This is a genomic window from Trujillonella humicola, assembly GCF_046233715.1.
Taxonomy (GTDB): domain Bacteria; phylum Actinomycetota; class Actinomycetes; order Mycobacteriales; family Geodermatophilaceae; genus Trujillonella; species Trujillonella humicola.
In genome coordinates this window covers 1-24,484 of sequence record NZ_JBJNRJ010000051.1, presented here as the reverse complement: position 1 = coordinate 24,484, position 24,484 = coordinate 1, and the positions used below count along the sequence as shown (strand labels likewise).

The window sequence follows — 24,484 nt, the reverse complement described above, 5'->3', positions numbered from 1 at the left end:
GGCGGTTCCCCGCCGTCCGGCGCTCGCGGCCTGTGGACGGCAGCGGTCCGTCCACAGGCAGCCGCGGAGAGCCCCCGGACGACGCCGGCCGGTGCAGCGTGCCGGTCATGACCGTGTTCCGCGTTCCCGGGGGACCCTCCGTCCCCGTCGTCCCGCCCCCTCCCGTCCACCGCCGGGATCCCGACGCCGTCCCGGTGCCGGCGCTGCTCGCCGGCGTCCTCGGGCTGCTCGCGGCCGTGCTCGCCGCGCTGGCCGGGTCCTTCGCCGTTCTGCTGGCCGCGAGCCTCGGGTCGGCCGCCGCCGTTCCGCTCGCCGTCGCCGCCGCACTGCTCGCGGGGAGCTCCCTCGCCGGGGCGCTGCTGCTGCTGTGCCGGCGGTCCGGGGCCCTGCTCGTGCTCAGCTGCCTGCCGATCGCCGGCCTCGCGGCGCTCCTGCTCCTCGGCGACGTCCCCGCGTCCCTGGCCGCCGTGCCCGTCGGGTCGGGGACGTGTGCCGTCGTGGCGGCGGTCCTGGCCGCGTCCGCCCCCGTGCGGCGCTGGACGGCGGCACGCCCCGGGCGCCGGGCGCCGCTGCGCGAGGAGCCGCGATGGCCCTAACCTGCGGCTGTGCCGTCCTCCCGCTCCGCCGCCGACGGTCCCGGCGGACGTCCGGGCTCCTCCTCCCGGCCGTGGGGTCCCGGCCGCATCCCGTGGCAGGCGGTGGCGGCCGTGGCCGTCGGGTTGTTCGGGGTGGTGCCCCTCACGTTCGTCGCGTTCGTCGTCTTCGCCCTCGGGGGCCTGGACTCCGACACCGCGCGGGACCCGTGGATCTACCCGCTGTTCCTCGCTCCGCTGCTGCTGCTGGTCGGGTCGCTGCTGCTGCTGGCGGGGCGGAGCAGGGTGTGGCTGGTGGTCGGCGCCGTGGCGGCGGTCGCGGCCGGTCTCACGATCATCGTGGTGGGCCGCTCGGCGGGAGAGCCGGTCGGCGTGTGGCCGCTCCTGCTGGCCGTGTGCCCGGTGGTGGCCGCCGGCATCGCCCTGCGGCCGCCGGTCGGTCGGTGGCTCGCGGAGCGGCCCGGCCGGTCCCGGCCGCCCGCCTGAGCCACCCCGGGGGACCGGCCGCCGGCGGTCGGCCGTCCCGTTCCGTCCGCGGGTCCACCGGTGCCCCGCCCGGAGCGCGACGCGGCCCGCGCCGTCCACCGGATCGTGTCGCCGAGGGGGACCGACCGCCCGCTAGCGTCTGCGGCGTGACCGACACAGACGTCGTGGTGGTGGGGGCCGGCCTGGCCGGGCTGGTGGCGACCGCGGAACTGGCCGACGCGGGCAAGCGGGTGGTCCTGCTCGACCAGGAGCCCGAGGCGTCGTTCGGCGGGCAGGCGTGGTGGTCCTTCGGCGGCCTCTTCCTCGTCGACTCCCCGGAGCAGCGCCGGCTGCGGGTGCACGACTCGCTCGAGCTGGCGCGCCAGGACTGGTTCGGCACGGCCGCGTTCGACCGCGAGGAGGACCACTGGCCGCGCCGGTGGGCCGAGGCCTACCTGCAGTTCGCCGCCGGGGAGAAGCGTTCGTGGCTGCGGGCACAGGGTGTCGGCTTCTTCCCGGTCGTCGGCTGGGCCGAGCGCGGCGGGTACACGGCGACCGGGCACGGCAACTCGGTGCCGCGGTTCCACATCGTCTGGGGCACCGGCCCCGGCATCGTCGCACCCTTCGCCCGGCGGGTGCGGGCCGCGGTCGACCGCGGCCTGGTGCAGCTGCGGTTCCGGCACCGGGTCGGGGAGCTCGTCGTCAGCGGTGGTGCGGTGACCGGGGTACGGGGCGCGGTGCTCGAACCCAGCGACGTCGCCCGTGGCGAGGCGAGCTCCCGCGTGGAGGTCGAGCCGTTCGAGATCGGCGCCCAGGCCGTCGTCGTCACCTCCGGGGGGATCGGCGGCAACCACGACATGGTCCGGCGCAACTGGCCGGCCCGGCTGGGGCCGGCCCCGCGGCGGCTGCTGTCCGGTGTCCCCGCGCACGTCGACGGGCAGATGCTCGCGGCCACCGAGGCCGCCGGCGGGCACCTGATCAACCGCGACCGGATGTGGCACTACACCGAGGGCATCGCCAACCACTCGCCGGTGTGGGCACGGCACGGGATCCGGATCCTGCCCGGCCCCTCCTCGCTGTGGCTGGACGCCACCGGCCGCCGGCTGCCGGTGCCGCTGTTCCCCGGCTTCGACACGCTCGGCACGCTCGCCCACATCGGCCGGACCGGCCACGAGCACACCTGGTTCGTGGCCACCGAGAAGATCGTCGAGAAGGAGTTCGCGCTCTCCGGCTCCGAGCAGAACCCGGACCTCACCGGCAAGGACCTCAAGCTGCTGCTCAACCGCGTCAGGGCCGGCGTCTCCAGCCCGGTGCAGGCGTTCCTCGACCGCGGTGAGGACTTCGTGGTGGCGCAGACCCTCCCCGAGCTGGTCGCCGGGATGAACCGCATCACCGGCGGCGAGCCGGAGGTGCCCCTCGCCCGGGTCGAGGAGGAGGTGGTGGCACGCGACCGCGAGGTCGCGCACCCCTTCACCAAGGACCTGCAGATCACCGCCATCCGCGGTGCCCGCAGCTACCTCGGGGACAAGCTCATCCGGGTCGCGCCCCCGCACCGGCTGCTCGACCCCGAGGCCGGCCCGCTCGTCGCCGTCCGGCTCAACCTGCTGACCCGCAAGACCCTGGGCGGGCTGGAGACCGAGCTCTCCGGCCGGGTGCTGCGCCCCGGCGGCGAGCCGTTCAGCGGCCTGTACGCGGCCGGCGAGGTCGCCGGCTTCGGCGGTGGCGGCATGCACGGCTACCGCTCGCTGGAGGGCACCTTCCTCGGAGGGTGCCTGTTCTCCGGCCGGGCGGCCGGCCGGGCCCTGGCGGCGGCCCTGTGAGCGCGGCCGCAGACCGGGTGGGCGGACGGTGACCGCGCCGCGCGACCCCTGGGCCGATCCGGACACCCCGACCGAGCAGGGCGCCCCCTACGCCGGCCCGCCGCCGTACCCGGCGGCCTACCCGGGCGCCGTCTACGCCCAGCCCCCTCAGGGTCACCCCGGCTACGGCTGGCCTGCTTACGGCCAGCCCGGCTACGGCTGGCCGCCCGGCTACGGCGGCTGGCCTCCGCCGCCCGCGGGTCCGCGCCGTCCCGGGCAGGTGGTCACGGCGGCCGTCCTCGCGCTGGTGCAGGCCGGCCTGGTCGCGTTCGCCTCCGCCTACGTGCTGCTGTTCGCCTCGGTGCTCGGCTTCGACCTCGACCTGAACGGGACGGTGGACTCGCGCGCGCAGTCGATCGCCGACGAGGCGCGGGTGCTGGCCTGGGTGCAGTTCGCCTCGGTCGTCCTGCTGGTCGCGGCCGGGGTCCTGGCGCTCAACCGCCGCGACCGCCGCGCGTGGACGGCGCTGGTGGCGGCGCTGGCGGTGCAGGTCCTGCTGGCCCTGTACTGGGCGGTGCGCATCGTGGGCGTCCTCGACGACCTCCCCGGTCCGAACGACGGCGCCGTCGGGGTGCTCGTGTTCGGTGCCGTCTGCTTCGGGACGGGACCGGCCGTGGGGCTCGGCCTCCTGCTCACCCGGCCGGCCCGGGAGTGGTTCGGTGCCGGGGGGCCCGCCACGGCCGGCTGACCCGACGCCGGTGTCCCGCGCGCTGCCGGCACGGGGGAGGATCGGGGCATGACCGCCGTCCCGCCCGCTCCCGCACTCGACCCGCAGGTCGCCGCGCTGCTGCGCCGCGACCCGGCCGGGCTGGTGACCGCCGTCGTGCAGCAGCACGACAGCGGCGAGGTGCTGATGGTGGCCTGGATGGACGACGAGGCCCTGCGGCGCACCCTCACCACCGGCCGGGCGACCTACTGGTCGCGCAGCCGGCAGGAGTACTGGGTGAAGGGCGAGACCTCCGGCCACCGCCAGTGGGTCCGCGACGTCCGGCTGGACTGCGACGGCGACGCGCTGCTCGTCGTCGTCGACCAGGAGGGCCCGGCCTGCCACACCGGCGAGCGCAGCTGCTTCCACCGCGGCCTGCCGGTCGGTGCGGGCGTGCCGGCATGAGGCCGGGGGAGATCCCGCTCGGGGAGACCCTCCCGCGTCGCGAGGAGTTCGCGACCCTGGACCGGCCGGTCGTCCCCGTCGTGCGGCGGCTGCTCGCCGACGGGCTCACCGCGGTCGGCGTCTACCGCACGCTGGCCGGCAACCGCCCCGGGACCGTGCTGCTGGAGTCGGCCGAGCAGGGGCGGCAGTGGGCGCGCTACAGCTTCGTCGGCGTCCGCAGCGCCGGGGTGCTCACCGAGACCGACGGCGCCGGCCAGTGGCTGGGCGACCCGCTGCCCGGGCTCACCGACGACCTGCCGGCCGACCCGCTGGCCGCCGTCCGCACGCTGGCCCGCCGGCTGCGCACCCCCCGTACGCCCGGCCTCCCGCCGCTGACCGGCGGCCTGGTCGGCTACCTGGGCTACGACGTGGTCCGGAGGCTGGAGCGGCTGCCCGAGGTGGCCACCGACGACCTCGGCATGCCCGAGCTCGCGCTGCTGCTGGTCACCGACCTCGCCGTGGTCGACCACACCGACGGCAGCGTGCTGCTCATCGCCAACGCGTTCCGCTCGGCCGATCCCGGTGCGGCCTGGGACGACGCGGTGGCGCGGATCGACGACATGGCCGCGGCCCTGGCGACGTCCGCCCCCGCCGGGCTGGCGGCGTTCACCCCGGCCGACCCGCCGCCGGTCATCAGCAACATGGCGCCCGGCGTCTACGAGGACGGCGTCGAGCGGGTGCGCGAGCACATCCGGGCCGGCGACGCCTTCCAGGTCGTGCTCGCCCAGCGGTTCGAGGTGGCCACCGAGGTCGACGCGCTCGACCTCTACCGCGTGCTGCGGGCCACCAACCCCTCGCCGTACATGTACCTGCTGCGCTTCGCGGGGCGGGAGACGCCCTTCGACGTCGTCGGCTCCTCGCCGGAGGCGCTGGTCACCGTCACCGGCCGGTCGGCGGTGGTTCACCCGCCGGCCGGGACGCGTCCGCGGGGGGCCACCCCGGAGGAGGACGCCCGCCTCGCCGAGGGCCTGCTGGCCGACCCCAAGGAGCGTGCCGAGCACGTGATGCTGGTCGACCTGGCCCGCAACGACCTCGGCCGGGTCTGCGTGCCGGGCACCGTCGAGGTGCCCGACTTCATGCGGATCGAGCACTACAGCCACGTCATGCACCTGGTCTCGACCGTCGCCGGGGAGGTCGCGCCCGAGTGGGACGCCCTCGACGTCTTCGACGCCACGTTCCCGGCCGGGACGGTGTCGGGCGCGCCCAAGCCCCGGGCCATGGAGATCATCGAGTCGCTCGAGCCGACCCGGCGGGCGCTGTACGCCGGCACGGTGGGATACGTCGACGCGAGCGGCGACCTGGACATGGCCATCGCGATCCGCACCGCGGTGCTCCACGAGGGCCGGGCCTACGTCCAGGCAGGCGCCGGCGTGGTCGCCGACAGCGACCCGGCCACCGAGGAGGCCGAGACCCGGCACAAGGCCCGGGCGGTGCTCTCGGCGATCGCCGCGGCCGAGGGGATGCGGGAGCTGGCATGACGCGCGCCCGGCGCGAGCTGACCGCCGCCGTGGCCGGATGCGGCATCGCCGGTGGCCTGGCGCTGTCGGCCGGCGGGCAGGCCTGGGCCACGGCCACGGTCGTGCGGCGGGCGCCGCTGCCGCCGGTGACCGAGGAGCTCGCCGGCACCGAGCTCGCCGCTCTGGTGCCCGCCTGCGGGCTCCTGCTCCTGGCCGCCGCGGTCGCGGTCGTCGCCGTCCGGGGACGCGCACGCCAGGTCGTCGGGCTGCTGGCCGCCGCCGGCGGGGCGACGCTGCTGTGGTCCGGAGTGCAGGGGCTGGCCACCACGCCCGGCGCGGGCGACCTGCCCGACGGCGTGGCAGCCGGGGCCACGGCGGTCGAGGTGAGCCGGTCGGTGGCCTGGCCGGTGCTCACCGCGCTGGCCGGTGCGCTGGCGGTCGCGGCGGGCGTCCTCGCCCTCGTCCGCGGCCGGACGTGGAGCGGCATGGGACGGCGCTACGAGCGGGCCACCGTCGCGGCCCCGGCCGCCGCCGGCACCCGGGAGGACCGCGCGCTGGACGCCTGGCGGGCGCTGGACCGCGGCGAGGACCCCACGGCCGACGACGACCCGCCGCCGGCCGGACCGCCGCCGGGCGGAGCGCCGGCGGGCGGAGCGCCGGCGGGCGGGGCCCCGGGGGAGGATCCGGGACCACCCCCGGCCGGAACGGTCCGGCGCCGCCTCTAGAGTGGGTCCACGACGGAGCCGACCCGCCGCAGTACCCCGCGCCGGGCCGAGCACACGTGATCTCCGTCGCCAGGGCGCGCCCGTCGCCTCGACGATCAGCACGGAGGAGGGGTGGTCGTGAACGTCCTCGACGAGATCGTCGCCGGCGTCCGCGAGGACGTGTCCGCACGCGAGGCGACCACCCCGCTCGCCGAGGTCAAGGCCGCGGCCCGCGACGCCCGCCCCGCGCTCGACGCCCAGGCCGCGCTCCGGGCTCCCGGCGTCGGGGTGATCGCCGAGGTCAAGCGGCAGAGCCCGTCGAAGGGGGCCCTGGCCGACATCCCCGACCCCGCGGTGCTGGCCGGTCAGTACGCCGCCGGTGGCGCCCGGGTCATCAGCGTGCTGACCGAGCGTCGTCGCTTCGGCGGCAGCCACGCCGACCTGGCCGCCGTCCGCGCCGCGGTCGACGTGCCGGTCCTGTGCAAGGACTTCGTGGTCAGCGCCTACCAGGTGCACGAGGCCCGCGCGTACGGCGCCGACGTCGTCCTGCTCATCGTCGCCGCCCTCGAGCAGAACGTTCTCCTGGGCCTGCTCGAGCGCATCGAGTCCCTGGGCATGACCGCGCTGGTCGAGGTGCACACCGAGGCCGAGGCCGACCGGGCGCTGGCCGCCGGCGCCTCGGTCATCGGCGTCAACGCCCGTGACCTGACCACGCTGCAGGTCGACCGCTCGACCTTCGAGCGGATCGCCCCCGGGCTGCCCTCGACGGTGGTCAAGGTCGCCGAGTCCGGCGTCCGCGGCCCGCACGACCTGATCTCCTACGCCGCGGCCGGGGCCGACGCCGTGCTCGTCGGGGAGGGTCTGGTGACCGCCGGGGACGCCCGCCAGGCCGTGGCCGACCTGGTCACCGCCGGCTCGCACCCGGCCACTCCGCGCGCCGCGCGCTGACGGCGCCGGACCCTCCTCCCCGGTCCGCCGGCCGGACGCGGGACACTGGGCGCATGACCACCAGTGCCGTCACCCCGCCCGAGCAGCGACTCGCGCCGGCGGCCCCGGCCTGGCCGGACGCGACCGGGCACTTCGGCGTCTTCGGTGGCCGGTTCGTCCCCGAGGCGCTGATCGCCGCCCTCGACGAGCTCACCGAGGCCTACGAGGCCATGCGGGTCGACCCCGCGTTCCTCGACGAGTTCGCCCGCCTGCAGCGCGACTACACCGGCCGGCCGAGCCCGGTCACCGAGGTGCCCAAGTTCGCCGAGCACTGCGGCGGCGTGCGGGTCCTGCTCAAGCGCGAGGACCTCAACCACACCGGTTCGCACAAGATCAACAACGTGCTGGGGCAGGCGCTGCTCACGAAGCGGATCGGCAAGACCCGCGTCATCGCCGAGACCGGCGCCGGCCAGCACGGCGTGGCCACGGCCACCGCGGCGGCGTTGATGGGCCTGTCCTGCACCGTCTACATGGGCGAGGAGGACACCCGGCGGCAGGCGCTCAACGTGGCGCGCATGCGGCTGCTGGGCGCCGAGGTCGTCCCGGTCACCACCGGCTCGCGGACGCTCAAGGACGCCATCAACGAGGCGTTCCGGGACTGGGTGACCAACGTGGGGACGACGAACTACGTGTTCGGCACCGTCGCCGGCCCGCACCCGTTCCCGGCGATGGTCCGCGACTTCCAGCGGGTCATCGGCGACGAGGCCCGCGCCCAGGTGCTCGAGCGCGAGGGCCGGCTGCCCGACGCCGTCCTCGCCTGCGTCGGCGGGGGCTCCAACGCCATCGGCATCTTCACCGCCTTCGTCCCCGACGACGGGGTCCGCCTGGTCGGCCTGGAGGCGGCCGGGGACGGCGTGGAGACCGGCCGGCACGCGGCGACCATCACCGGGGGTACGCCCGGGGTGCTGCACGGCGCCCGCTCCTACCTCCTGCAGGACGACAACGGCCAGACGATCGAGTCCCACTCGATCAGCGCCGGCCTCGACTACCCGGGCGTCGGCCCCGAGCACTCCTACCTGCACGACATCGGCCGCGCCGAGTACCGCCCGGTGACCGACGCGCAGGCCATGGAGGCCTTCGCGCTGCTGTGCCGGACCGAGGGCATCATCCCGGCGATCGAGTCCTCGCACGCCCTGGCCGGGGCCCTGCAGCTGGGCCGGGAGCTGGCGGCCGCGGGGGCCGGCGGGCCGGCCGGCGAGCCACCCCTGCTGCTGGTGAACCTGTCCGGCCGCGGCGACAAGGACGTCGAGACGGCGTCGCGCTGGTTCGGCCTCGGCGACGCCGAGGAGGTCGACCCCGGTCCGGGCATGGACACCGACCAGCGGCCGACCGAGGGCGCGGTGACCTCCGGCGAGGCGGTGCCCGGCCGGGACGCGGGGTCCCCGGCATGAGCGCCCTGCAGAAGCGGATCGAGGCCGCCCGCGCCGAGGGGCGCGCCGCGCTGGTCGCCTACCTCCCGGTCGGCTACCCGGACGTCGACGCCTCGATCGCGGCCATGGTGGCCCTCGTGGAGGGCGGGGCCGACATCGTGGAGATCGGCATCCCCTACAGCGACCCGGGCATGGACGGGCCGGTGATCCAGCAGGCCGTGGACGTGGCCGTCCGCGCCGGGGTCGGGATGCGCGACGTCCTGCGCGCGGTCGAGGCCGTCGCCGCGGCCGGCGCCGTCCCCGTGGTGATGAGCTACTGGAACCCGATCGAGCGCTACGGCGTCGAGCGGTTCGCCGCCGATCTCGCCGCCGCTGGCGGCGCGGGCGCCATCACCCCGGACCTCATCCCGGACGAGGCGGCGGCCTGGCTGGCCGCCTCGGACGAGCACGGCCTGGACCGGGTGTTCCTCGTCGCGCCCTCGTCCACCGACGCGCGGCTGCGCGCCACGGTCGCGGCCTGCCGGGGCTTCGTCTACGCCGCCTCCACCATGGGCGTGACCGGCGCGCGCGCCGCCGTCGGTGACACGGCCGAGACGCTGGTCGCCCGGACCCGGGAGGCGATCGCCGAGGCCGCCGACGGGCTGCCGGTCTGCGTGGGCCTGGGGGTCTCGAACGCCGAGCAGGCAGCCGAGGTGGCGAGCTTCGCCGACGGCGTCATCGTCGGCTCGGCCTACGTGCGGACCCTGATGGACGGCGGCCCCGCCGACGTCCACGCCCTGTCGGCCCGCCTCGCCGCGGGCGTCCGCGGGCGGAGCGGGGCATGACCGCGCTGGCCAGCATCCCCAGCCCCGCCCAGGGGGTCTGGGAGCTCGGCCCGGTCCCGATCCGGGCCTACGCCCTGTGCATCATCGCCGGCATCGTGGCGGCCTGCTGGATCGGCGAGCGGCGCTGGATCGCCCGCGGGGGCCGGCCCGGGGAGGTCCTCGACATCGCCGTCTGGGCCGTGCCCTTCGGGATCGTCGGCGGCCGGATCTACCACGTGATCACCTCGCCCGGGCCGTACTTCGGGGAGGGGGGCGACCCGCTGCGGGCGCTCGCGATCTGGGAGGGCGGCCTGGGCATCTGGGGCGCGATCGCGCTGGGCGGCGTGGGGGCGTGGATCGCCTGCCGCCGGATGGGCATCCCGCTGCCGGCGTTCGCCGACGCCATCGCGCCGGGCCTGCTGGTCGCCCAGGCGATCGGCCGGCTGGGCAACTGGTTCAACCAGGAGCTCTTCGGCGGGCCGACCGACCTGCCGTGGGGCCTGGAGATCGACCGCGCGTTCCGCCCCGACCAGTACCTGGACGTCGCCACGTTCCACCCGACGTTCCTCTACGAGCTGCTGTGGAACCTGGCCGCCGCCGCGGTCGTCGTCTGGGCCGACCGCCGGTTCCGGCTCGGCCACGGCCGGGCGTTCGCCCTCTACGTCGCCCTCTACTGCGCCGGCCGGCTGTGGATCGAGCTGCTGCGCACCGACCCTGCCAACGAGCTCTTCGGCGTCCGGATCAACGTCTTCACCTGCATCGTGGTCGGGCTGGCGGCGGTCGCCTACCTGGTCGCCCTCCGCGGCCGCCCGCGGGAGGTCATCGACCGCGGAGGTGACGATGCCGACAGCGGCCCGGCCGGGCGCCGGACCGGCAGCGCCACCGTGCCGGTGACCAGCACGGACGCCGACCCGGCCGACGACGCCGGTGACGACGATCACCGGCGGCGCGACACGCCCTGAGCGGACGCGCCGTACCGCGCGTTCGGGCGGGTGAGCACGCTGTTACAGCTGTGTACGCTTCCCCTCGGACCCGCTGGTGATCCCGGTGGGCCGCACGTGTCGGAACCGGGCCAGCGCCGCCCCGCGGACGACGGCCCCATGGCACCACCCGTGGGGCTCTCGAGCCTGACCGGTCCGGTCACGTCGTCCGCCGCCGGGCTCGACGCAGCGCCCTCCCGCACTGCTTCCGCACCGCCTCCGCACACCGCCCCCCTCTGACCACCACGGCCGGGCCGCAAGCCCCGCTGCGCGCCTCCTCCGGCGAGCGCGCGCGACACCGCCGACGACGGGAGTGACATGACCGGGTCCACGATGCCCCCGACCGGACGGCCCTCGCCTGCGGGCACCGCCGCCCCGGAGCGCCGCACCCCCTCCGCCGTCCCCTTCTCGGCCGTCCCCCCGGCCGCCGGCCTGTACGACCCGGCGAACGACTCCGACGCCTGCGGTGTCGCGTTCGTCGCCGACGTCCAGGGCCGTGCCAGCCGCGCGCTCGTCGCGGCCGGGCTCACCGCCCTGCACAACCTCGACCACCGCGGTGCCGCGGGCTCCGAGCCCAACAGCGGCGACGGCGCCGGGATCCTCACCCAGGTGCCCGACGGCCTGCTGCGTGCGAGCGTCGACTTCGACCTCCCCCCGGTGGGGGAGTACGCCGTCGGCATCGCCTTCCTGCCCGTCGACGAGGCCGAGCGTGCCGCCCGCGTCGAGGACGTCGCCCGGATCGCGGCCGAGGAGGGCTTGACCGTCCTCGGCTGGCGGGAGGTGCCCGTCGACCCCGACGGCGCCGACCTCGGCCCCACCGCCCGCGCGGTCATGCCGCACTTCGCCCAGGTGTTCGTGGCCGAGACGATGGGCGCCCGCGCCGACGCCACCGCCTTCGGCGGCACCACGGTCTGCAACGGCGTCAGCCGGCTGGAGCGGCGCTCCTTCGTGCTGCGCAAGCGCGCCGAGCGGGAGGCCCGCGAGGCCGGCAGCTCGCTCTACGTCGTCTCGCTGTCCAGCCGGACGATCACCTACAAGGGCATGCTGACCACCGACCAGCTGCCCGCGTTCTTCCCCGACCTGCGCGACGAGCGCTACGAGTCGGCGATCGCGCTGGTGCACAGCCGGTTCTCCACCAACACCTTCCCGAGCTGGCCGCTGGCGCACCCGTTCCGGCTGATCGCGCACAACGGCGAGATCAACACCATCAAGGGCAACCGCAACCGGATGCGGGCCCGCGAGGCCAAGCTCGAGACCGAGATGTTCGACGGCCCGGCCGGTCCGGCGGCAGAGCTGGGCCTGGAGCGGATCTTCCCGGTCACGGCGAGCGACTTCAGCGACTCGGCCACGTTCGACGAGGTGCTCGAGCTGCTGCACCTGTCCGGCCGCTCGCTGCCGCACGCCGTCCTCATGATGATCCCGGAGGCGTGGGAGAACCACGACGAGATGGACCCGGCCCGGCGGGCGTTCTACCGGTTCCACTCCTCGATCATGGAGCCGTGGGACGGCCCCGCCGCCGTCGCCTTCACCGACGGCACGCTGATCGGCGCGGTCCTCGACCGCAACGGCCTGCGCCCGGGCCGCTGGTGGCACACGAAGGACGACTGGGTGGTGCTGGCCAGCGAGGTCGGCGTCCTGGACATCCCGGACGCCGACGTGGTCGCCAAGGGCCGCCTGCAGCCGGGCCGGATGTTCCTCGTCGACACCGCCGCCGGGCAGATCCTGTCCGACGAGGAGGTCAAGGGGGCGCTGGCCGCCGAGCACCCCTACGACGACTGGCTGCACGCCGGCCTGGTCCACCTGCCGCAGCTGCCCGAACGGCGCCGGTCGCGGCCCAGCCACGAGTCCGTGGTCCGCCGCCAGCAGCTGTTCGGGTACACCGAGGAGGACCTGCGGGTCCTGCTCACCCCGATGGCCTCCTCCGGCGCCGAGCCGATCGGCTCGATGGGCACCGACACCCCGGTGGCGGCGCTCTCGGACCGCTCGCGGCTGCTCTACGACTACTTCGGGCAGCTGTTCGCCCAGGTGACCAACCCGCCGCTGGACGCCATCCGCGAGGAGCTGGTGACCAGCCTCGGGCGGACGTTCGGTCCCGAGCAGAACCTGCTCCAGGCCACCCCGGCGTCCTGCCGGCAGGTCTTCCTGCCCTTCCCGGTCATCGACAACGACGAGCTGGCCAAGATCCTGCACATCGACGACGACGGCGACCTGCCCGGCTACGCCGCCGTCCGGATCACCGGGCACTTCGACGTCAACGGCGGGGGAGAGGCGCTCGCCTCCGCGATCGAGGAGCTGCGGACCAAGGCCAGCAAGGCCATCGCCGCCGGCGCGCGGATCATCGTGCTGTCCGACCGCGACTGCGACGAGCACCGCGCACCGATCCCGTCGCTGCTGATGACGGCTGCCGTCCACCACCACCTGGTGCGCGAGCGGACCCGCATGGAGGTCGGCCTCGTGGTCGAGTCCGGGGACTGCCGCGAGGTGCACCACGTCGCGCTGCTGCTCGGCTACGGCGCCGCCGCGGTGAACCCGTACCTGGCGTTCGAGTCGGTCGAGGACCTCATCCGGGACGGCGTGCTCACCGGGGTGGAGTCCGCGCAGGCCGGCCGCAACATCGTGAAGGCGCTCGGCAAGGGCGTCCTCAAGGTCATGAGCAAGATGGGCATCAGCACCGTCGGCTCCTACACGATGGCGCAGATCTTCGAGGCGGTCGGCCTGGCCGAGGACCTCGTCGACGAGTACTTCACCGGCACCTCCTGCCCGCTGGGCGGCGTCGGCCTCGACGTCCTCGCCGAGGAGGTGGCCATGCGCCACCGCCGCGCCTACCCGCAGAACCCGGCCGAGCGGGCGCACCGCCGGCTGGAGACCGGCGGCGAGTACCAGTGGCGCCGCGAGGGGGAGGTGCACCTGTTCAACCCCGAGACGGTGTTCCTGCTCCAGCACTCCACCCGTGCCCGGCAGTACGACGTCTTCGAGCGGTACACCAGGGAGGTCGACCAGCTCTCCCGGGACGCGGCGACCCTGCGCGGCCTGTTCGAGCTGAGGACCGGCGTGCGCCCGCCCGTGCCGCTGGACGAGGTGGAGCCGGTCAGCGAGATCGTCAAGCGCTTCCAGACCGGGGCGATGAGCTACGGCTCGATCTCCCAGGAGGCGCACGAGACCCTCGCCATCGCCATGAACCGGCTGGGCGGCAAGTCCAACACCGGCGAGGGCGGCGAGGACCCGGCGCGCTTCGTCCCCGACCCCAACGGCGACCTGCGGCGCTCGGCGATCAAGCAGGTGGCCAGCGGCCGCTTCGGCGTGACCAGCGAGTACCTGGTCAACGCCGACGACATCCAGATCAAGATGGCCCAGGGGGCCAAGCCCGGCGAGGGCGGGCAGCTGCCCGGCCAGAAGGTGTACCCGTGGGTGGCGCGCACCCGGCACTCGACGCCGGGCGTGGGCCTGATCAGCCCGCCGCCGCACCACGACATCTACTCGATCGAGGACCTCAAGCAGCTCATCCACGACCTGAAGAACGCCAACGACCAGGCGCGGGTCCACGTCAAGCTGGTGGCCGAGGTCGGGGTCGGCACGGTCGCGGCCGGTGTCAGCAAGGCGCACTCCGACGTCGTCCTCATCTCCGGGCACGACGGCGGCACCGGCGCCGCGCCGCTCACCTCGCTCAAGCACGCCGGCTCGCCGTGGGAGCTGGGCCTGGCCGAGACCCAGCAGACGCTGCTGGCCAACGGGTTGCGCGACCGGATCACCGTCCAGGTCGACGGGCAGCTGAAGACCGGCCGCGACGTCGTCATCGGTGCCCTGCTGGGGGCCGAGGAGTTCGGCTTCGCGACCGCGCCGCTGGTGGTCTCCGGCTGCATCATGATGCGGGTCTGCCACCTGGACACCTGCCCGGTCGGCGTCGCCACCCAGAACCCGGAGCTGCGCAAGCGGTTCACCGGGCGGCCGGAGTTCGTCGTCACCTTCTTCGAGTTCATCGCCGAGGAGGTGCGCCGCTACCTGGCCGAGCTCGGCTTCCGCAGCCTCGACGAGGCGATCGGCCACGTCGAGGTGCTCGACACCCGCCGGGCCGTGGGCCACTGGAAGGCGCAGGGCCTGGACCTGTCCAAGCTGCTGGCGGTGCCCCAGCTGCCCGAGGGGGCGGCGCGGCGCAAGGTGCGCGAGCAGGACCACGGCCTGGACGTGGCCCTCGACCAGACGCTGATCCAGCTGTGCGAGGGCGCCCTGCTCGACGCCCGGCCGGTGCGCCTGGAACTACCGGTGCGCAACGTCAACCGCACCGTGGGCACGATGCTGGGCGCGATGGTCACCCGCCGCTTCGGCGGCGAGGGCCTGCCCGACGGCACCATCGACCTCACCTTCACGGGGTCGGCCGGCCAGTCCTTCGGCGCGTTCGTCCCCCGCGGCATCACGATGCGGCTGTTCGGCGACGCCAACGACTACGTCGGCAAGGGCCTGTCCGGCGGCCGCGTCGTCGTCCGCCCGGGCCGGGAGGCGACCTTCGCCGCCGAGGACAACGTCATCGCCGGCAACGTGATCGGCTACGGGGCGACCGCGGGCGAGATCTTCCTGCGCGGCCGCGTCGGCGAGCGGTTCTGCGTGCGCAACTCGGGCGCGCTGGCCGTCGTCGAGGGCGTGGGCGACCACGCGCTGGAGTACATGACCGGCGGGCGGGCGGTGATCCTCGGTCCGACCGGCCGCAACATCGCCGCGGGCATGTCCGGCGGCATCGCGTACGTGCTCGACCTGGCCCGTCACCGGGTCAACGGCGAGATGGTCGACGTCGACCCGCTCGACGGCGAGTCGGCCGCCTGGCTGCGCGACGTGCTCGTCCGGTACTCCGCCGACACCGAGTCGCCGGTGGCCGCCGCGCTGCTGGCCGACTGGGGCCGCTGGTCCGAGCAGTTCAGCGTGATCATGCCGCGCGACTACCGCCGCGCGCTGGACGCCCGCCGGGCCGCCGAGGCCGCCGGAACGGACGTCGACCGCGCGGTCATGGAGGCCGCTCGTGGCTGACCGCGCCCGCTCCCCTCGGCGAGATCTGCACACTCGTCGCCATCAGGGGCTGATGGTGACCACTGTGCAGATCTCGACACCGACCAGCACCTCCCGGAAGGAGGCCGACCGTGGCTGACTCCACGGGGTTCCTCAAGTACGACCGCGCCCTGCCGCCGCGCCGGCCGGTCGACGTCCGCATCCTGGACTGGAAGGACGTCTACCTCTCGCGCGAGAACGGGGAGGACGAGGTCTTCCCGGTGGGCGCCCTGCGCCAGCAGGCCGCCCGCTGCATGGACTGCGGCATCCCGTTCTGCCACCACGGCTGCCCGCTGGGCAACCTCATCCCGGAGTGGAACGAGCTCGCCCGGCGGGAGGACTGGCCCGAGGCCATCGAGCGGCTGCACGCCACGAACAACTTCCCCGAGTTCACCGGGAAGCTGTGCCCGGCGCCGTGCGAGGGCGCCTGCGTGCTGAACCTGCAGGAGTCGCCGGTCACGATCAAGCAGATCGAGTGGGAGATCATCGACCAGGCCTTCCAGCGGGACCTCGTCGTCCCGATGCCGGCGCAGGAGCGCACCGGCAAGGCGGTCGCCGTCGTGGGCTCCGGCCCGGCCGGGCTCGCCGCCGCCCAGCAGCTCACCCGCGCCGGGCACGAGGTGACCGTCTTCGAGCGGGCCGACCGCATCGGCGGGCTGCTCCGCTACGGCATCCCCGAGTTCAAGATGGAGAAGGCCGTCCTGGACCGGCGGCTGGACCAGATGCGGGCCGAGGGCACCCGGTTCGTCACCGGCGTCGAGGTCGGCGGCAGCGGTCCCGAGGACCTGACCGTGGAGCGGCTGCGCGGGGACTTCGACGCCGTCGTCCTCGCCGGTGGGGCGACCGTCGGCCGCGACCTGCCCGCGCCAGGCCGGGAGCTGGCCGGCATCCACCTGGCCATGGAGTACCTGCCGCACGGCAACAAGCAGGCCCTCGGCGAGCTCGACAGCCCGCCGATCGACGCGCACGGCAGGCACGTGGTCATCATCGGGGGCGGCGACACCGGCGCCGACTGCCTGGGCACCGCCCACCGGCAGGGTGCGCTGTCGGTCACCCAGCTGGAGATCATGCCGGCACCCCCCGGCAGCCGTGCCCAGGACAACCCCTGGCCCACGTACCCGATGGTGATGCGCGTGTCCAGCGCGCACGAGGAGGGCGGCGAGCGGCTGTTCAGCGTGAACACCGAGCGCTTCGTGGACGACGGTCGGGGCAACGTCCGCGCGCTGCTCATCCACGACGTGGAGCGGGTCGACGGCCGCTTCCAGAAGGTCGAGGGGACCGAGCGGGAGCTCCCCGCCGACCTGGTGTTCCTCGCCATGGGCTTCACCGGCGCGCAGCGGGAGGGGCTGGTCGACGGCCTCGGCGTCGAGGTCGACGGCCGGGGCAACGTCGCCCGTGACGCCGAGTTCATGTCCACCGTCCCCGGGGTCTTCGTCGCCGGCGACATCGGCCGGGGTCAGTCGCTCATCGTGTGGGCGATCGCCGAGGGCCGCTCGGCCGCCGGCGCGGTCGACGCCTGGCTCACCGGCGGGGAGTCCGTGCTGCCGCGCCCCGTGACCCCCACGGCGGTCGCCCTGCGCTGACGGCGGGCGGGGGACGACGACCCCGCCCGTCGCAGCAGGTGAGTCGGTCGCGGGGCCCGGAGGGTCCCCGACCGGCTCACGGGAAGCGGCTCGGCGGGGGTGGGGAACGGCACCTGGCCGCGGTGCGGTCCGGAGGACCGCCATGCAATAGCGTTTCCGTCATGCCCCGCCGCGCCAAGATCGTCTGCACCCTCGGTCCCGCGACCAGCACCATCGAGCAGGTCACCGCCCTCGTCGAGGCCGGGATGGACGTGGCCCGCCTCAACTTCAGCCACGGCTCGCACGCCGACCACGCGGCCGCCTACAAGGTGGTCCGCGAGGCGTCCGACCGCACCGGGCACGCCGTCGCCGTGCTCGCCGACCTCCAGGGCCCCAAGATCCGTCTCGGCACCTTCAGCGAGGGCCGCGCGATGTGGGAGACCGGCGCCCGGGTGTGCGTCACCGTCGACGACGTCCAGGGCACCGCCCAGCGCGTCTCCACCACCTACAAGGGCCTGGCGTCCGACGTCCGGGTGGGCGACCGCCTGCTGATCGACGACGGCAAGCTCGCGCTGTCGGTGGTGGAGGTCGACGGACCGGACGTGTGGTGCCTGGTCGTCGAGGGCGGCGAGGTCTCCAACAACAAGGGCCTCTCGCTGCCCAACGTCGCGGTGAGCGTGCCGGCGCTGTCGGAGAAGGACACCGAGGACCTGCGCTTCGCGCTGCACCTGTCGGTCGACTTCATCGCCCTGTCGTTCGTCCGCTCCCCGGCCGACGTCGAGCTGGTGCGCGACATCATGCGCCAGGAGGACATCTCCGTCCCCGTCATCGCCAAGCTGGAGAAGCCCGAGGCGGTCGAGAACCTCGAGGCCATCGTGGAGGCCTTCGACGGGATCATGGTGGCCCGCGGCGACCTCGGCGTCGAGCTGCCGCTGGAGCAGGTGCCGCTGGTGCAGAAGCGCGCGGTGCAGGCCGCGCGCGAGCGCAACAAGCCGGTCATCGTGGCCACCCAGATGCTCGAGTCGATGATCACGAACTCGCGGCCCACGCGGGCCGAGGCCTCCGACGTCGCGAACGCCGTGCTGGACGGCGCCGACGCCGTGATGCTCTCGGGCGAGACCTCGGTGGGGAAGTTCCCGGTCGCCGCCGTCCGCACGATGGAGCGGATCATCGACGCGGTCGAGAGCGACCACGGGCGGGCGCCGGAGCTCGTGCGCGTCTCGCGGTCCCGGGCCGGCGCCATCGTGCGGGCCGCCCGCGACATCAGCGAGACCCTCGGCGTCAAGGCGCTGGCGACGTTCACCCAGACCGGGGAGACCGCGCGGCGGCTGGCCGCCCTGCACCCCCGCCAGCCGCTGCTGGCCTTCACCGTGGACGCTCGGGTGCGCAGCCAGCTGGCGCTGTCCTGGGGCGTGGAGACGTTCCTCGTGCCGACCGTCTCGCACACCGACGACATGGTGCGCCAGGTCGACTTCTCCCTGCTGTCGATCGGCCGGCTCCGGGAGGGCGACCGCGTCGTCGTCGTCGCCGGCAGCCCGCCGAACACCGTCGGCTCCACCAACCTGATCCGCGTGCACGAGGTGGGCACCGACTCGTGACGAGGCCGGCCACGGGCGACGACGTCGCCGCGCTCCTCCAGGTCCTCGACCTGGAGGAGCGCGAGCCCGGTGTCTACGTCGGGCAGACGCCGAAGACGACGCGGCAGCGGGTCTTCGGCGGGCAGGTGGCCGGGCAGGCGCTCATGGCCGCCGAGCTGACCACCTCCGGCGAGCGGCCGGTGCACTCGCTGCACTCCTACTTCCTGCGGCCCGGCGACCCGAACGAGGAGATCCGCTACGTCGTCGAGCGGATCCGTGACGGTCGCTCGTTCTCCACCCGCCGGGTGCTGGCCCACCAGCGCCGGCGCGGCGAGGACGTGGCGATCTTCGCCCTCACCGCGGACTTCCACCGGCCCGAGCCGGCCGCTGTCGCGCACGCGCTGCCGATGCCGCAGGTGCCGCCGCCGGAGGCCATCCCGACCGTCGCCGAGTACGCCCGCCGGCACGGCAGGGAGGACGACGAGCACCTCCAGCTGCTCGGCCAGGCGGTGGACCAGCGGTCGCTGGACGACCCGTTCGTCCGGGTGCCCAAGAGCCCGCCGGACACCCGGTCCCACGGCTGGTTCCGCGTGGCCGGGCGGCTGCCCGACGACCCCACGATCCACGCCGCGGCGCTGACGTTCGTCACCGACCTGACGCTGCTGGGCGCCGGGCTGGCACGGGTGGGCGGCTGGCAGGACCGCTACGAGGGCGCCAGCCTCGACCACGCCGTCTGGTTCCACGCGCCCGTCCGGGCCGACGAGTGGTTCCTGTACGAGACCGACAGCCCCGCCGCGGCAGGCGGCCGGGCGCTGAACTTCGGCCAGATCTGGTCGGCCGACGGCACGCACGTGGCGTCGGTGGCCCAGGAGGGGCTCATCCGCGACACCGGCGGCTAGCGGAGGAGATCCGGCGGCGTAACGCCGACGGATCTCCTCCGGTCAGTCCTCGCCGGCCGACGCCGCCTGGGCCACGGCCTGGGTGGCCGTCTCGTCCTGGGCGGCCGGCATCTCCACCGGGACGGCCCCGGCCGGTGGCCCACCGGCCCCGTCGGCGGCCTGGTCCGCGGTCGCGCGCTCCGCGGCCGCCGGCTCGGTGGTCGCGCGCTCGGCCGCTGCCCGTTCCGCCGCCGCCCGTTCCGCCGCCGCCCGTTCCGCCGCCGCCCGTTCCGCCGCTGCCCGCTCCTCGGCCGCGGCACGGGCACGCTCGGCAGCGGCCTCGGCGAAGTCGCGGGCCAGCCAGTCGTGGTTCTCGCAGAGCAGCTGCCAGACCCGCTCGATCGTGTCGCGCGTGGTGGCCGGCGCTCCGACCGCGACCCGCAGCACGACCTGCCCGCGGACGGTGGTGTGGGTCAGGAACACCTCGCCGCTGTCGTTGAGGCGGTCGAGCAGGGTCATCGTCGCCACGTCGGCGTCGACCTCGTCGGCCCAGCGCGGCCGCAGGCACACCAGCGACAGCGGGTGGGCGGTGGCGACGTCGAAGCGTTCGTCGGCGTCGGCCCGGGCCGCCAGCTCCTGCGCCAGCGCGACGCCGGCGCGGATGTGCGCGCGCAGGCCCTCCGCGCCGTACCAGCGCAGCACGAACCACAACTTCAGGGCGCGGAAGCGGCGGCCCAGCTCGATCTGCCAGTCGCGGTAGTCGACGACCGTGCCGCCCTCGGTGGCCGCGTTGCGCAGGTACTCGGGGAGGATCGCCAGCGCGCCGGTGAGGGCCGCCCGGTCGGCGACCCAGAAGAGCGTGGCGTCGAAGCCGGTGAGGAGCCACTTGTGCGCGTCGGTGGTGTAGCTGTCGGCCCACTCCACGCCGTCCTGCAGGGGGCGCAGCTCGGGGACCAGCCCGCTGACGCCGGCGTAGGCGGCGTCGACGTGCAGCCAGACGCCGAACCGCTGGCAGACCGGCCCGAGCTGGGCGAGCGGGTCGATGGCCGTGGTCGAGGTCGTGCCGACGGTCGCGCAGACGAGCACGGGCGTCAGCCCGCGGGCGACGTCGCGCTCCAGGCGGGCGGCCAGCGCTCCCGGGCGCATGGCGAGGTCCTCGTCGACCTCCACGATCCGGACGGCGTCGGTGCCCAGCCCGGCGATGCGGACGGCCTTCTCCATGGAGGAGTGCGTCTCGGCGGAGACGTAGACGGTGTACTCCTCGGGCTGCACGCCGTGCCGGACCGTGGCCCCGCCGCTGGCCCGGTGGAGGGCGGCCAGCAGGGCGACGAGGTTGGCCCCGGAGCTGGAGTCCTGGACGACCCCGCCGCCGCTGCCGGTCGACCGGAACGACGCCGGCAGGTCCAGCAGGCCGGCGAACCAGTCCAGGACGTGCTGCTCCAGCTCCGTCGCGGCGGGGCTGGTGACCCAGGACATGCCCTGGATGCCGAGTCCGGCGGACACCAGGTCGCCGAGGACGGACGGCCCGGAGGTGTTGGCGGGGAAGTACCCGAGGAAGCCCGGGTGCTGCCAGTGGGTCAGCCCGGGGACGACGACCCGGTCCAGGTCGGCGAGGACCGCGGCGATCGGCTCGCCCTGCTCGGGAGGCGCGTCGGGCAGCCCGGCGCGGACGTCACCGGGCGCCACGGGGGAGCGCACCGGCAGGCCCGGCAGCCGGGTCCAGTAGTCGGCGATCCAGTCCACGACCTCGTGGCCGTGCCGCCGGAACTCCTCGGGACTCATGTGCGGGGCGGTCGTCTCCGGCGCAGGCTCGCTCACGCCCCCACCGTATTCGCGCCGCCGTCCCGACTCCGCGCGGCACGTGGGAGGACGACGGCCAGGCCCGACGTCACCGGGCCCGCAGGCGGTGCCGGGACCGGGAGACGGGGGACGAACCCGCGAGGGACGCGCGGACGCGACCACGGGCGGCCGCGAGGCCGCTGTCGCCGAGGAGTGGGGGCCGGAGGCCGCCGCGACCGAGGCGACGGTCGGGCTCCACGCACCGGGGGACGGCACCTGGCCGCGGTGTCGGCCGGGAGGCCGACAGGCAGCAGGGTGCCCCCGGTGCGACTCGAACGCACACTGCGCGGGTTTTGAATCCGCTCCCTCTGCCGATTGGGGTACGGGGGCGTGCCGGACACCACACGTCCGGCGGCGGTGGGAGCAGCCTAACGGGCAGGCGCCGGCGCGTTGCATCGCTAGGCTCTGGCCCCGTGAGCAGCCAGCCGACCCGGGTCCTCATCGCCGAGGACGAGGCATTGATCCGTCTCGACCTCAAGGAGATGCTCGAGGAGGAGGGGTACCTCGTCGTCGCCGAGGTCGGTGACGGCCAGCAGGCCGTCGACCGTGCCCGCGAGCTGGCGCCCGACCTGGTGATCCTCGACATCCAGATGCCGGTGCTGGACGGGCTGGCCGCCGCGGAGCAGATCGCCTCCGACCGGGTGGCGCCGGTGATCGTGCTGACCGCCTTCAGCCAGCGGGAGCTGGTCGAACGGGCCCGGGACGCCGGCGCGATGGCCTACCTGGTCAAGCCCTTCTCCAAGAACGACCTGGTGCCCGCGATCGAGGTGGCGCGCGCCCGCTTCGCCGAGCTCGCCGCCCTCGACGGCGAGGTGCGCTCGCTGGAGGACCGCCTGGAGGCGCGCAAGGTCGTCGAGAAGGCCAAGGGGGTCCTCATGAGCCGGCAGGGGATGACCGAGGCCGACGCGTTCCGCTGGATCCAGCGGACGGCGATGAACGAGCGGACGTCCATGCGGGCGCTGGCCCAGCGGATCCTGGACGAGGGTGCCGCCGCGGAGGAGACCCCGGCCTGACCCCGCCGGGGGCCGGGTCGCCGCCCCGGGGCGAGCGGCCCCGCGCTCCGTCACTCGGGCGCAACACGGTAGATCACGACCTCATCACGGTCCCCGGACGGCGCTCCGACTCCCGGATCCCAGCGGTTACGTTGCCTCCACTCAGCGGCCCGGCGGGCGGCACCTGCCGTCCACCTGGCCTCGACGCACGCAACATCCTGGGAGTTTCTCGATGCGGATTGGCAGGAGCGCCCGCGGCATCGCCGTGACGAGCGTCGCCCTCATCGCGCTGGCCGCCTGTGGCGGCGACGACGGCGACGACAACGAGTCCGCCGGCGGTGGTGGCGGCGAGGCCACGACCGGCGGCGGCGGCGGCGGTGGTGGCGGCGGTGTCAACATCTACGGCTCCGACGGCAACATGGGCAGCGCCCTCGGCGAGCAGTTCACCACTCCCGGCGACCTCGCCGGCATGCAGGGCACGACGCCGCTGACCGACCTCAGCGACGACTTCAAGTCCCGGCTCGACGCGATCGACCCCGACCTCGGCGGCACGTACAACTACGCCGGGGAGACCTACGACGCGTTCGTCCTCATCGCCCTGGCGGCCCAGGCGGCCGGCAGCAGCGAGGCCCGGGACTTCGCGCCCTACATCAACGGGCTCACCTTCGGTGGCGAGACCTGCACCGACTACGCCTCCTGCCTGGAGATCCTCAACGCCGGCGGCAACGTCGACTACGACGGCGCCTCCGGCCCGCTGAGCTTCACCGACGCCGGTGAGCCCGCGGTGGCCTCCTTCGGTCTGCTGACCTTCGGCGAGGACAACGCGATCGACGACTCGCTCACCGAGTTCCAGATCGCCGGCGACGAGTCGAACACGGCGTCCGACGAGGGCCCGGCCCCCGTCCAGCAGCCGGCCACCAACAGCGACCCGCTGATCATCGGCACGCTGCTGCCGCTGACCGGCTCGCTGGCCTTCCTCGGCCCGCCCGAGGTCGCCGGTGCCCAGCTGGCCCTCCAGGAGGTCAACGAGGCCGGTGGCGTCCTCGGCCAGCCGGTCCAGCTGATCGAGACCGACTCCGGTGACACCTCCACCGACACCGCGAACACCAGCGTCGACCGCCTGCTGGCGGCCAACGCGGACGCGATCATCGGTGCGGCGTCGTCGTCGGTCAGCCTCACCGTGATCGACAAGATCGTGAACGCCGGCGTCCTGCAGATCTCGCCGGCCAACACCTCGGACCAGTTCACGGACTACAACGACCAGGGGCTGTACTTCCGCACCGCGCCCCCGGACCAGCTCCAGGCCATCCCGCTGGCCGACCTGGTGCTGGCCGACGGCAACAGCCGGGTCGGGATCCTGAACCTCAACGACGCCTACGGCACCGGCCTGGCCGACAACGTGTCGGCCAACCTGGTCGAGGGCGGTCTCGCCGAGGACGACATCCGGGCCATCACGTACGACCCGAACGCCTCGTCGTACGACTCGGAGGTCCAGCAGATGGTGGAGTTCGACCCGGACGCCATCATCGTGATCGGGTTCGACGAGTCGGCCCGCATCATCCAGGAGCTCAACGCCCAGGGCATCGGCCCGGCCGGTCGGTGACCTCCGGGACGTCCGGCGTCCCACCAGCATGACCGGCAGCGGCCCGGCACCCACCAGGGTGCCGGGCCGCTGTGCGTTTCCCGCCCCACGCCCGGCTCAGCGGCGCAGGTCCTGCCCCTCCGGGGCCCAGTCGGCCGGGCGCCCGGTGTGGTTGGAGAACTCGACCGACCACCGCCACCAGCTGCGGTCCTCGGCGTGCTCCCAGGCGGTCAGGACACCGACCTCGCCGCCGGGCAGCAGGACGGGGAGCCCGAGGTGCCCGCCGTCCGGCCAGATCTCGGCGCGGGTGAAGCCCTCGCCGTCGCGGGTGAGCAGGGTGATGGGGGAGTAGTCGCCGTCCCGGTCGACGTCCCCGCGGGCGACCACGGCCCCGTCGTCGGCCGTCACGTGCACCGCGAGCCGGCTCGGGGCGGCGTGGACGAGCACGCGGGAGAAGCCTCCGGCCGTCAGCGCCCGGGCGAACTCCAGGCCGTTCATGCCGCCGTCGCGGCTGCGCAGTTCCCAGGTCCAGTTCATCCCCGCTCCCTACCCGAGCGGGGGGGGGGGGGGGGGGGGGGGGGGGGGGGGGGGGGGGGGGGGGGGGGGGGGGGGGGGGGGGGGGGGGGGGGGGGGGGGGGGGGGGGGGGGGGGG

The 24,484-nt window shown here is 74.9% G+C and carries 19 protein-coding genes and 1 tRNA gene; 17 read left to right on the top strand and 3 right to left on the bottom strand.

The features are described from left to right. Positions 1-107: 107 nt before the first annotated feature. The 15 genes from ACK586_RS20110 to ACK586_RS20040 all read left to right on the top strand — a co-directional run bounded on the left by ACK586_RS20110 (position 108) and on the right by ACK586_RS20040 (position 19,440). Positions 108-596, top strand: coding sequence for a hypothetical protein (locus ACK586_RS20110; protein ID WP_409332285.1), 489 nt, complete (start codon positions 108-110; stop codon positions 594-596). A 9-nt stretch (positions 597-605) separates the two neighbouring features. After that, a complete protein-coding gene (locus ACK586_RS20105; RefSeq protein WP_409332284.1) occupies positions 606-1,079 on the top strand; it encodes a hypothetical protein in 474 nt (157 codons plus the stop codon). Positions 1,080-1,225: 146 nt separating this feature from the next. Then, positions 1,226-2,878, top strand: a complete 1,653-nt coding sequence (locus ACK586_RS20100; protein WP_409332283.1) for an FAD-binding dehydrogenase — start codon at positions 1,226-1,228, stop codon at positions 2,876-2,878. 28 nt (positions 2,879-2,906) lie between these two features. Further along, positions 2,907-3,605, top strand: coding sequence for a hypothetical protein (locus ACK586_RS20095; protein ID WP_409332282.1), 699 nt, complete (start codon positions 2,907-2,909; stop codon positions 3,603-3,605). 48 nt (positions 3,606-3,653) lie between these two features. Beyond that, positions 3,654-4,028: a phosphoribosyl-AMP cyclohydrolase gene (gene hisI / locus ACK586_RS20090; protein ID WP_409332281.1), complete on the top strand. Its 375-nt coding sequence runs from the start codon at positions 3,654-3,656 to the stop codon at positions 4,026-4,028. Then, positions 4,025-5,545: an anthranilate synthase component I gene (locus ACK586_RS20085; protein ID WP_409332280.1), complete on the top strand. Its 1,521-nt coding sequence runs from the start codon at positions 4,025-4,027 to the stop codon at positions 5,543-5,545. The genes hisI and ACK586_RS20085 overlap by 4 nt, the downstream gene beginning before the upstream one ends. Beyond that, entirely contained in the window at positions 5,542-6,249 is a 708-nt protein-coding gene (locus ACK586_RS20080; protein ID WP_409332279.1) for a Trp biosynthesis-associated membrane protein, read from the top strand. The genes ACK586_RS20085 and ACK586_RS20080 overlap by 4 nt, the downstream gene beginning before the upstream one ends. Before the next feature lie 117 nt (positions 6,250-6,366). Next, positions 6,367-7,176, top strand: coding sequence for an indole-3-glycerol phosphate synthase TrpC (trpC, locus tag ACK586_RS20075; RefSeq protein WP_409332278.1), 810 nt, complete (start codon positions 6,367-6,369; stop codon positions 7,174-7,176). Between the two features lie 53 nt (positions 7,177-7,229). Beyond that, entirely contained in the window at positions 7,230-8,606 is a 1,377-nt protein-coding gene (gene trpB / locus ACK586_RS20070; protein ID WP_409332277.1) for a tryptophan synthase subunit beta, read from the top strand. Then, positions 8,603-9,409 carry a tryptophan synthase subunit alpha gene (gene trpA, locus ACK586_RS20065; protein ID WP_409332276.1) on the top strand — a complete coding sequence of 269 codons (807 nt, stop codon included), beginning with the start codon at positions 8,603-8,605 and terminating at the stop codon, positions 9,407-9,409. The genes trpB and trpA overlap by 4 nt, the downstream gene beginning before the upstream one ends. Continuing rightward, positions 9,406-10,350 carry a prolipoprotein diacylglyceryl transferase gene (lgt, locus tag ACK586_RS20060; RefSeq protein WP_409332275.1) on the top strand — a complete coding sequence of 315 codons (945 nt, stop codon included), beginning with the start codon at positions 9,406-9,408 and terminating at the stop codon, positions 10,348-10,350. The genes trpA and lgt overlap by 4 nt, the downstream gene beginning before the upstream one ends. A 336-nt stretch (positions 10,351-10,686) precedes the next feature. Further along, positions 10,687-15,384: a glutamate synthase large subunit gene (gltB, locus tag ACK586_RS20055; protein ID WP_409332274.1), complete on the top strand. Its 4,698-nt coding sequence runs from the start codon at positions 10,687-10,689 to the stop codon at positions 15,382-15,384. A 110-nt stretch (positions 15,385-15,494) separates the two neighbouring features. Further along, on the top strand, positions 15,495-16,985 hold the full coding sequence (locus ACK586_RS20050) for a glutamate synthase subunit beta (RefSeq protein WP_409332273.1): 1,491 nt from the start codon (positions 15,495-15,497) through the stop codon (positions 16,983-16,985). A 161-nt stretch (positions 16,986-17,146) separates the two neighbouring features. After that, a complete protein-coding gene (pyk, locus tag ACK586_RS20045) occupies positions 17,147-18,562 on the top strand; it encodes a pyruvate kinase (protein WP_409332272.1) in 1,416 nt (471 codons plus the stop codon). Next, positions 18,559-19,440: an acyl-CoA thioesterase gene (locus ACK586_RS20040; protein WP_409332271.1), complete on the top strand. Its 882-nt coding sequence runs from the start codon at positions 18,559-18,561 to the stop codon at positions 19,438-19,440. Before pyk ends, ACK586_RS20040 begins: the two co-directional genes overlap by 4 nt. A gap of 42 nt (positions 19,441-19,482) precedes the next feature. Here the strand turns inward: ACK586_RS20040 and ACK586_RS20035 are convergent, their stop codons facing one another. Then, entirely contained in the window at positions 19,483-21,237 is a 1,755-nt protein-coding gene (locus ACK586_RS20035; protein ID WP_409332270.1) for a pyridoxal-dependent decarboxylase, read from the bottom strand. 277 nt (positions 21,238-21,514) lie between these two features. Beyond that, positions 21,515-21,588, bottom strand: a tRNA-Leu gene (locus tag ACK586_RS20030). 83 nt (positions 21,589-21,671) lie between these two features. Here ACK586_RS20030 and ACK586_RS20025 point away from each other — a divergent pair. After that, positions 21,672-22,271: an ANTAR domain-containing response regulator gene (locus ACK586_RS20025; RefSeq protein ID WP_409332269.1), complete on the top strand. Its 600-nt coding sequence runs from the start codon at positions 21,672-21,674 to the stop codon at positions 22,269-22,271. Positions 22,272-22,482: 211 nt separating this feature from the next. Continuing rightward, positions 22,483-23,853: an ABC transporter substrate-binding protein gene (locus ACK586_RS20020; RefSeq protein WP_409332268.1), complete on the top strand. Its 1,371-nt coding sequence runs from the start codon at positions 22,483-22,485 to the stop codon at positions 23,851-23,853. Between the two features lie 96 nt (positions 23,854-23,949). Here ACK586_RS20020 and ACK586_RS20015 read toward each other — a convergent pair whose 3' ends face one another. Then, positions 23,950-24,369 carry a DUF7712 family protein gene (locus tag ACK586_RS20015; protein ID WP_409332267.1) on the bottom strand — a complete coding sequence of 140 codons (420 nt, stop codon included), beginning with the start codon at positions 24,367-24,369 and terminating at the stop codon, positions 23,950-23,952. Positions 24,370-24,484: the final 115 nt, after the last annotated feature.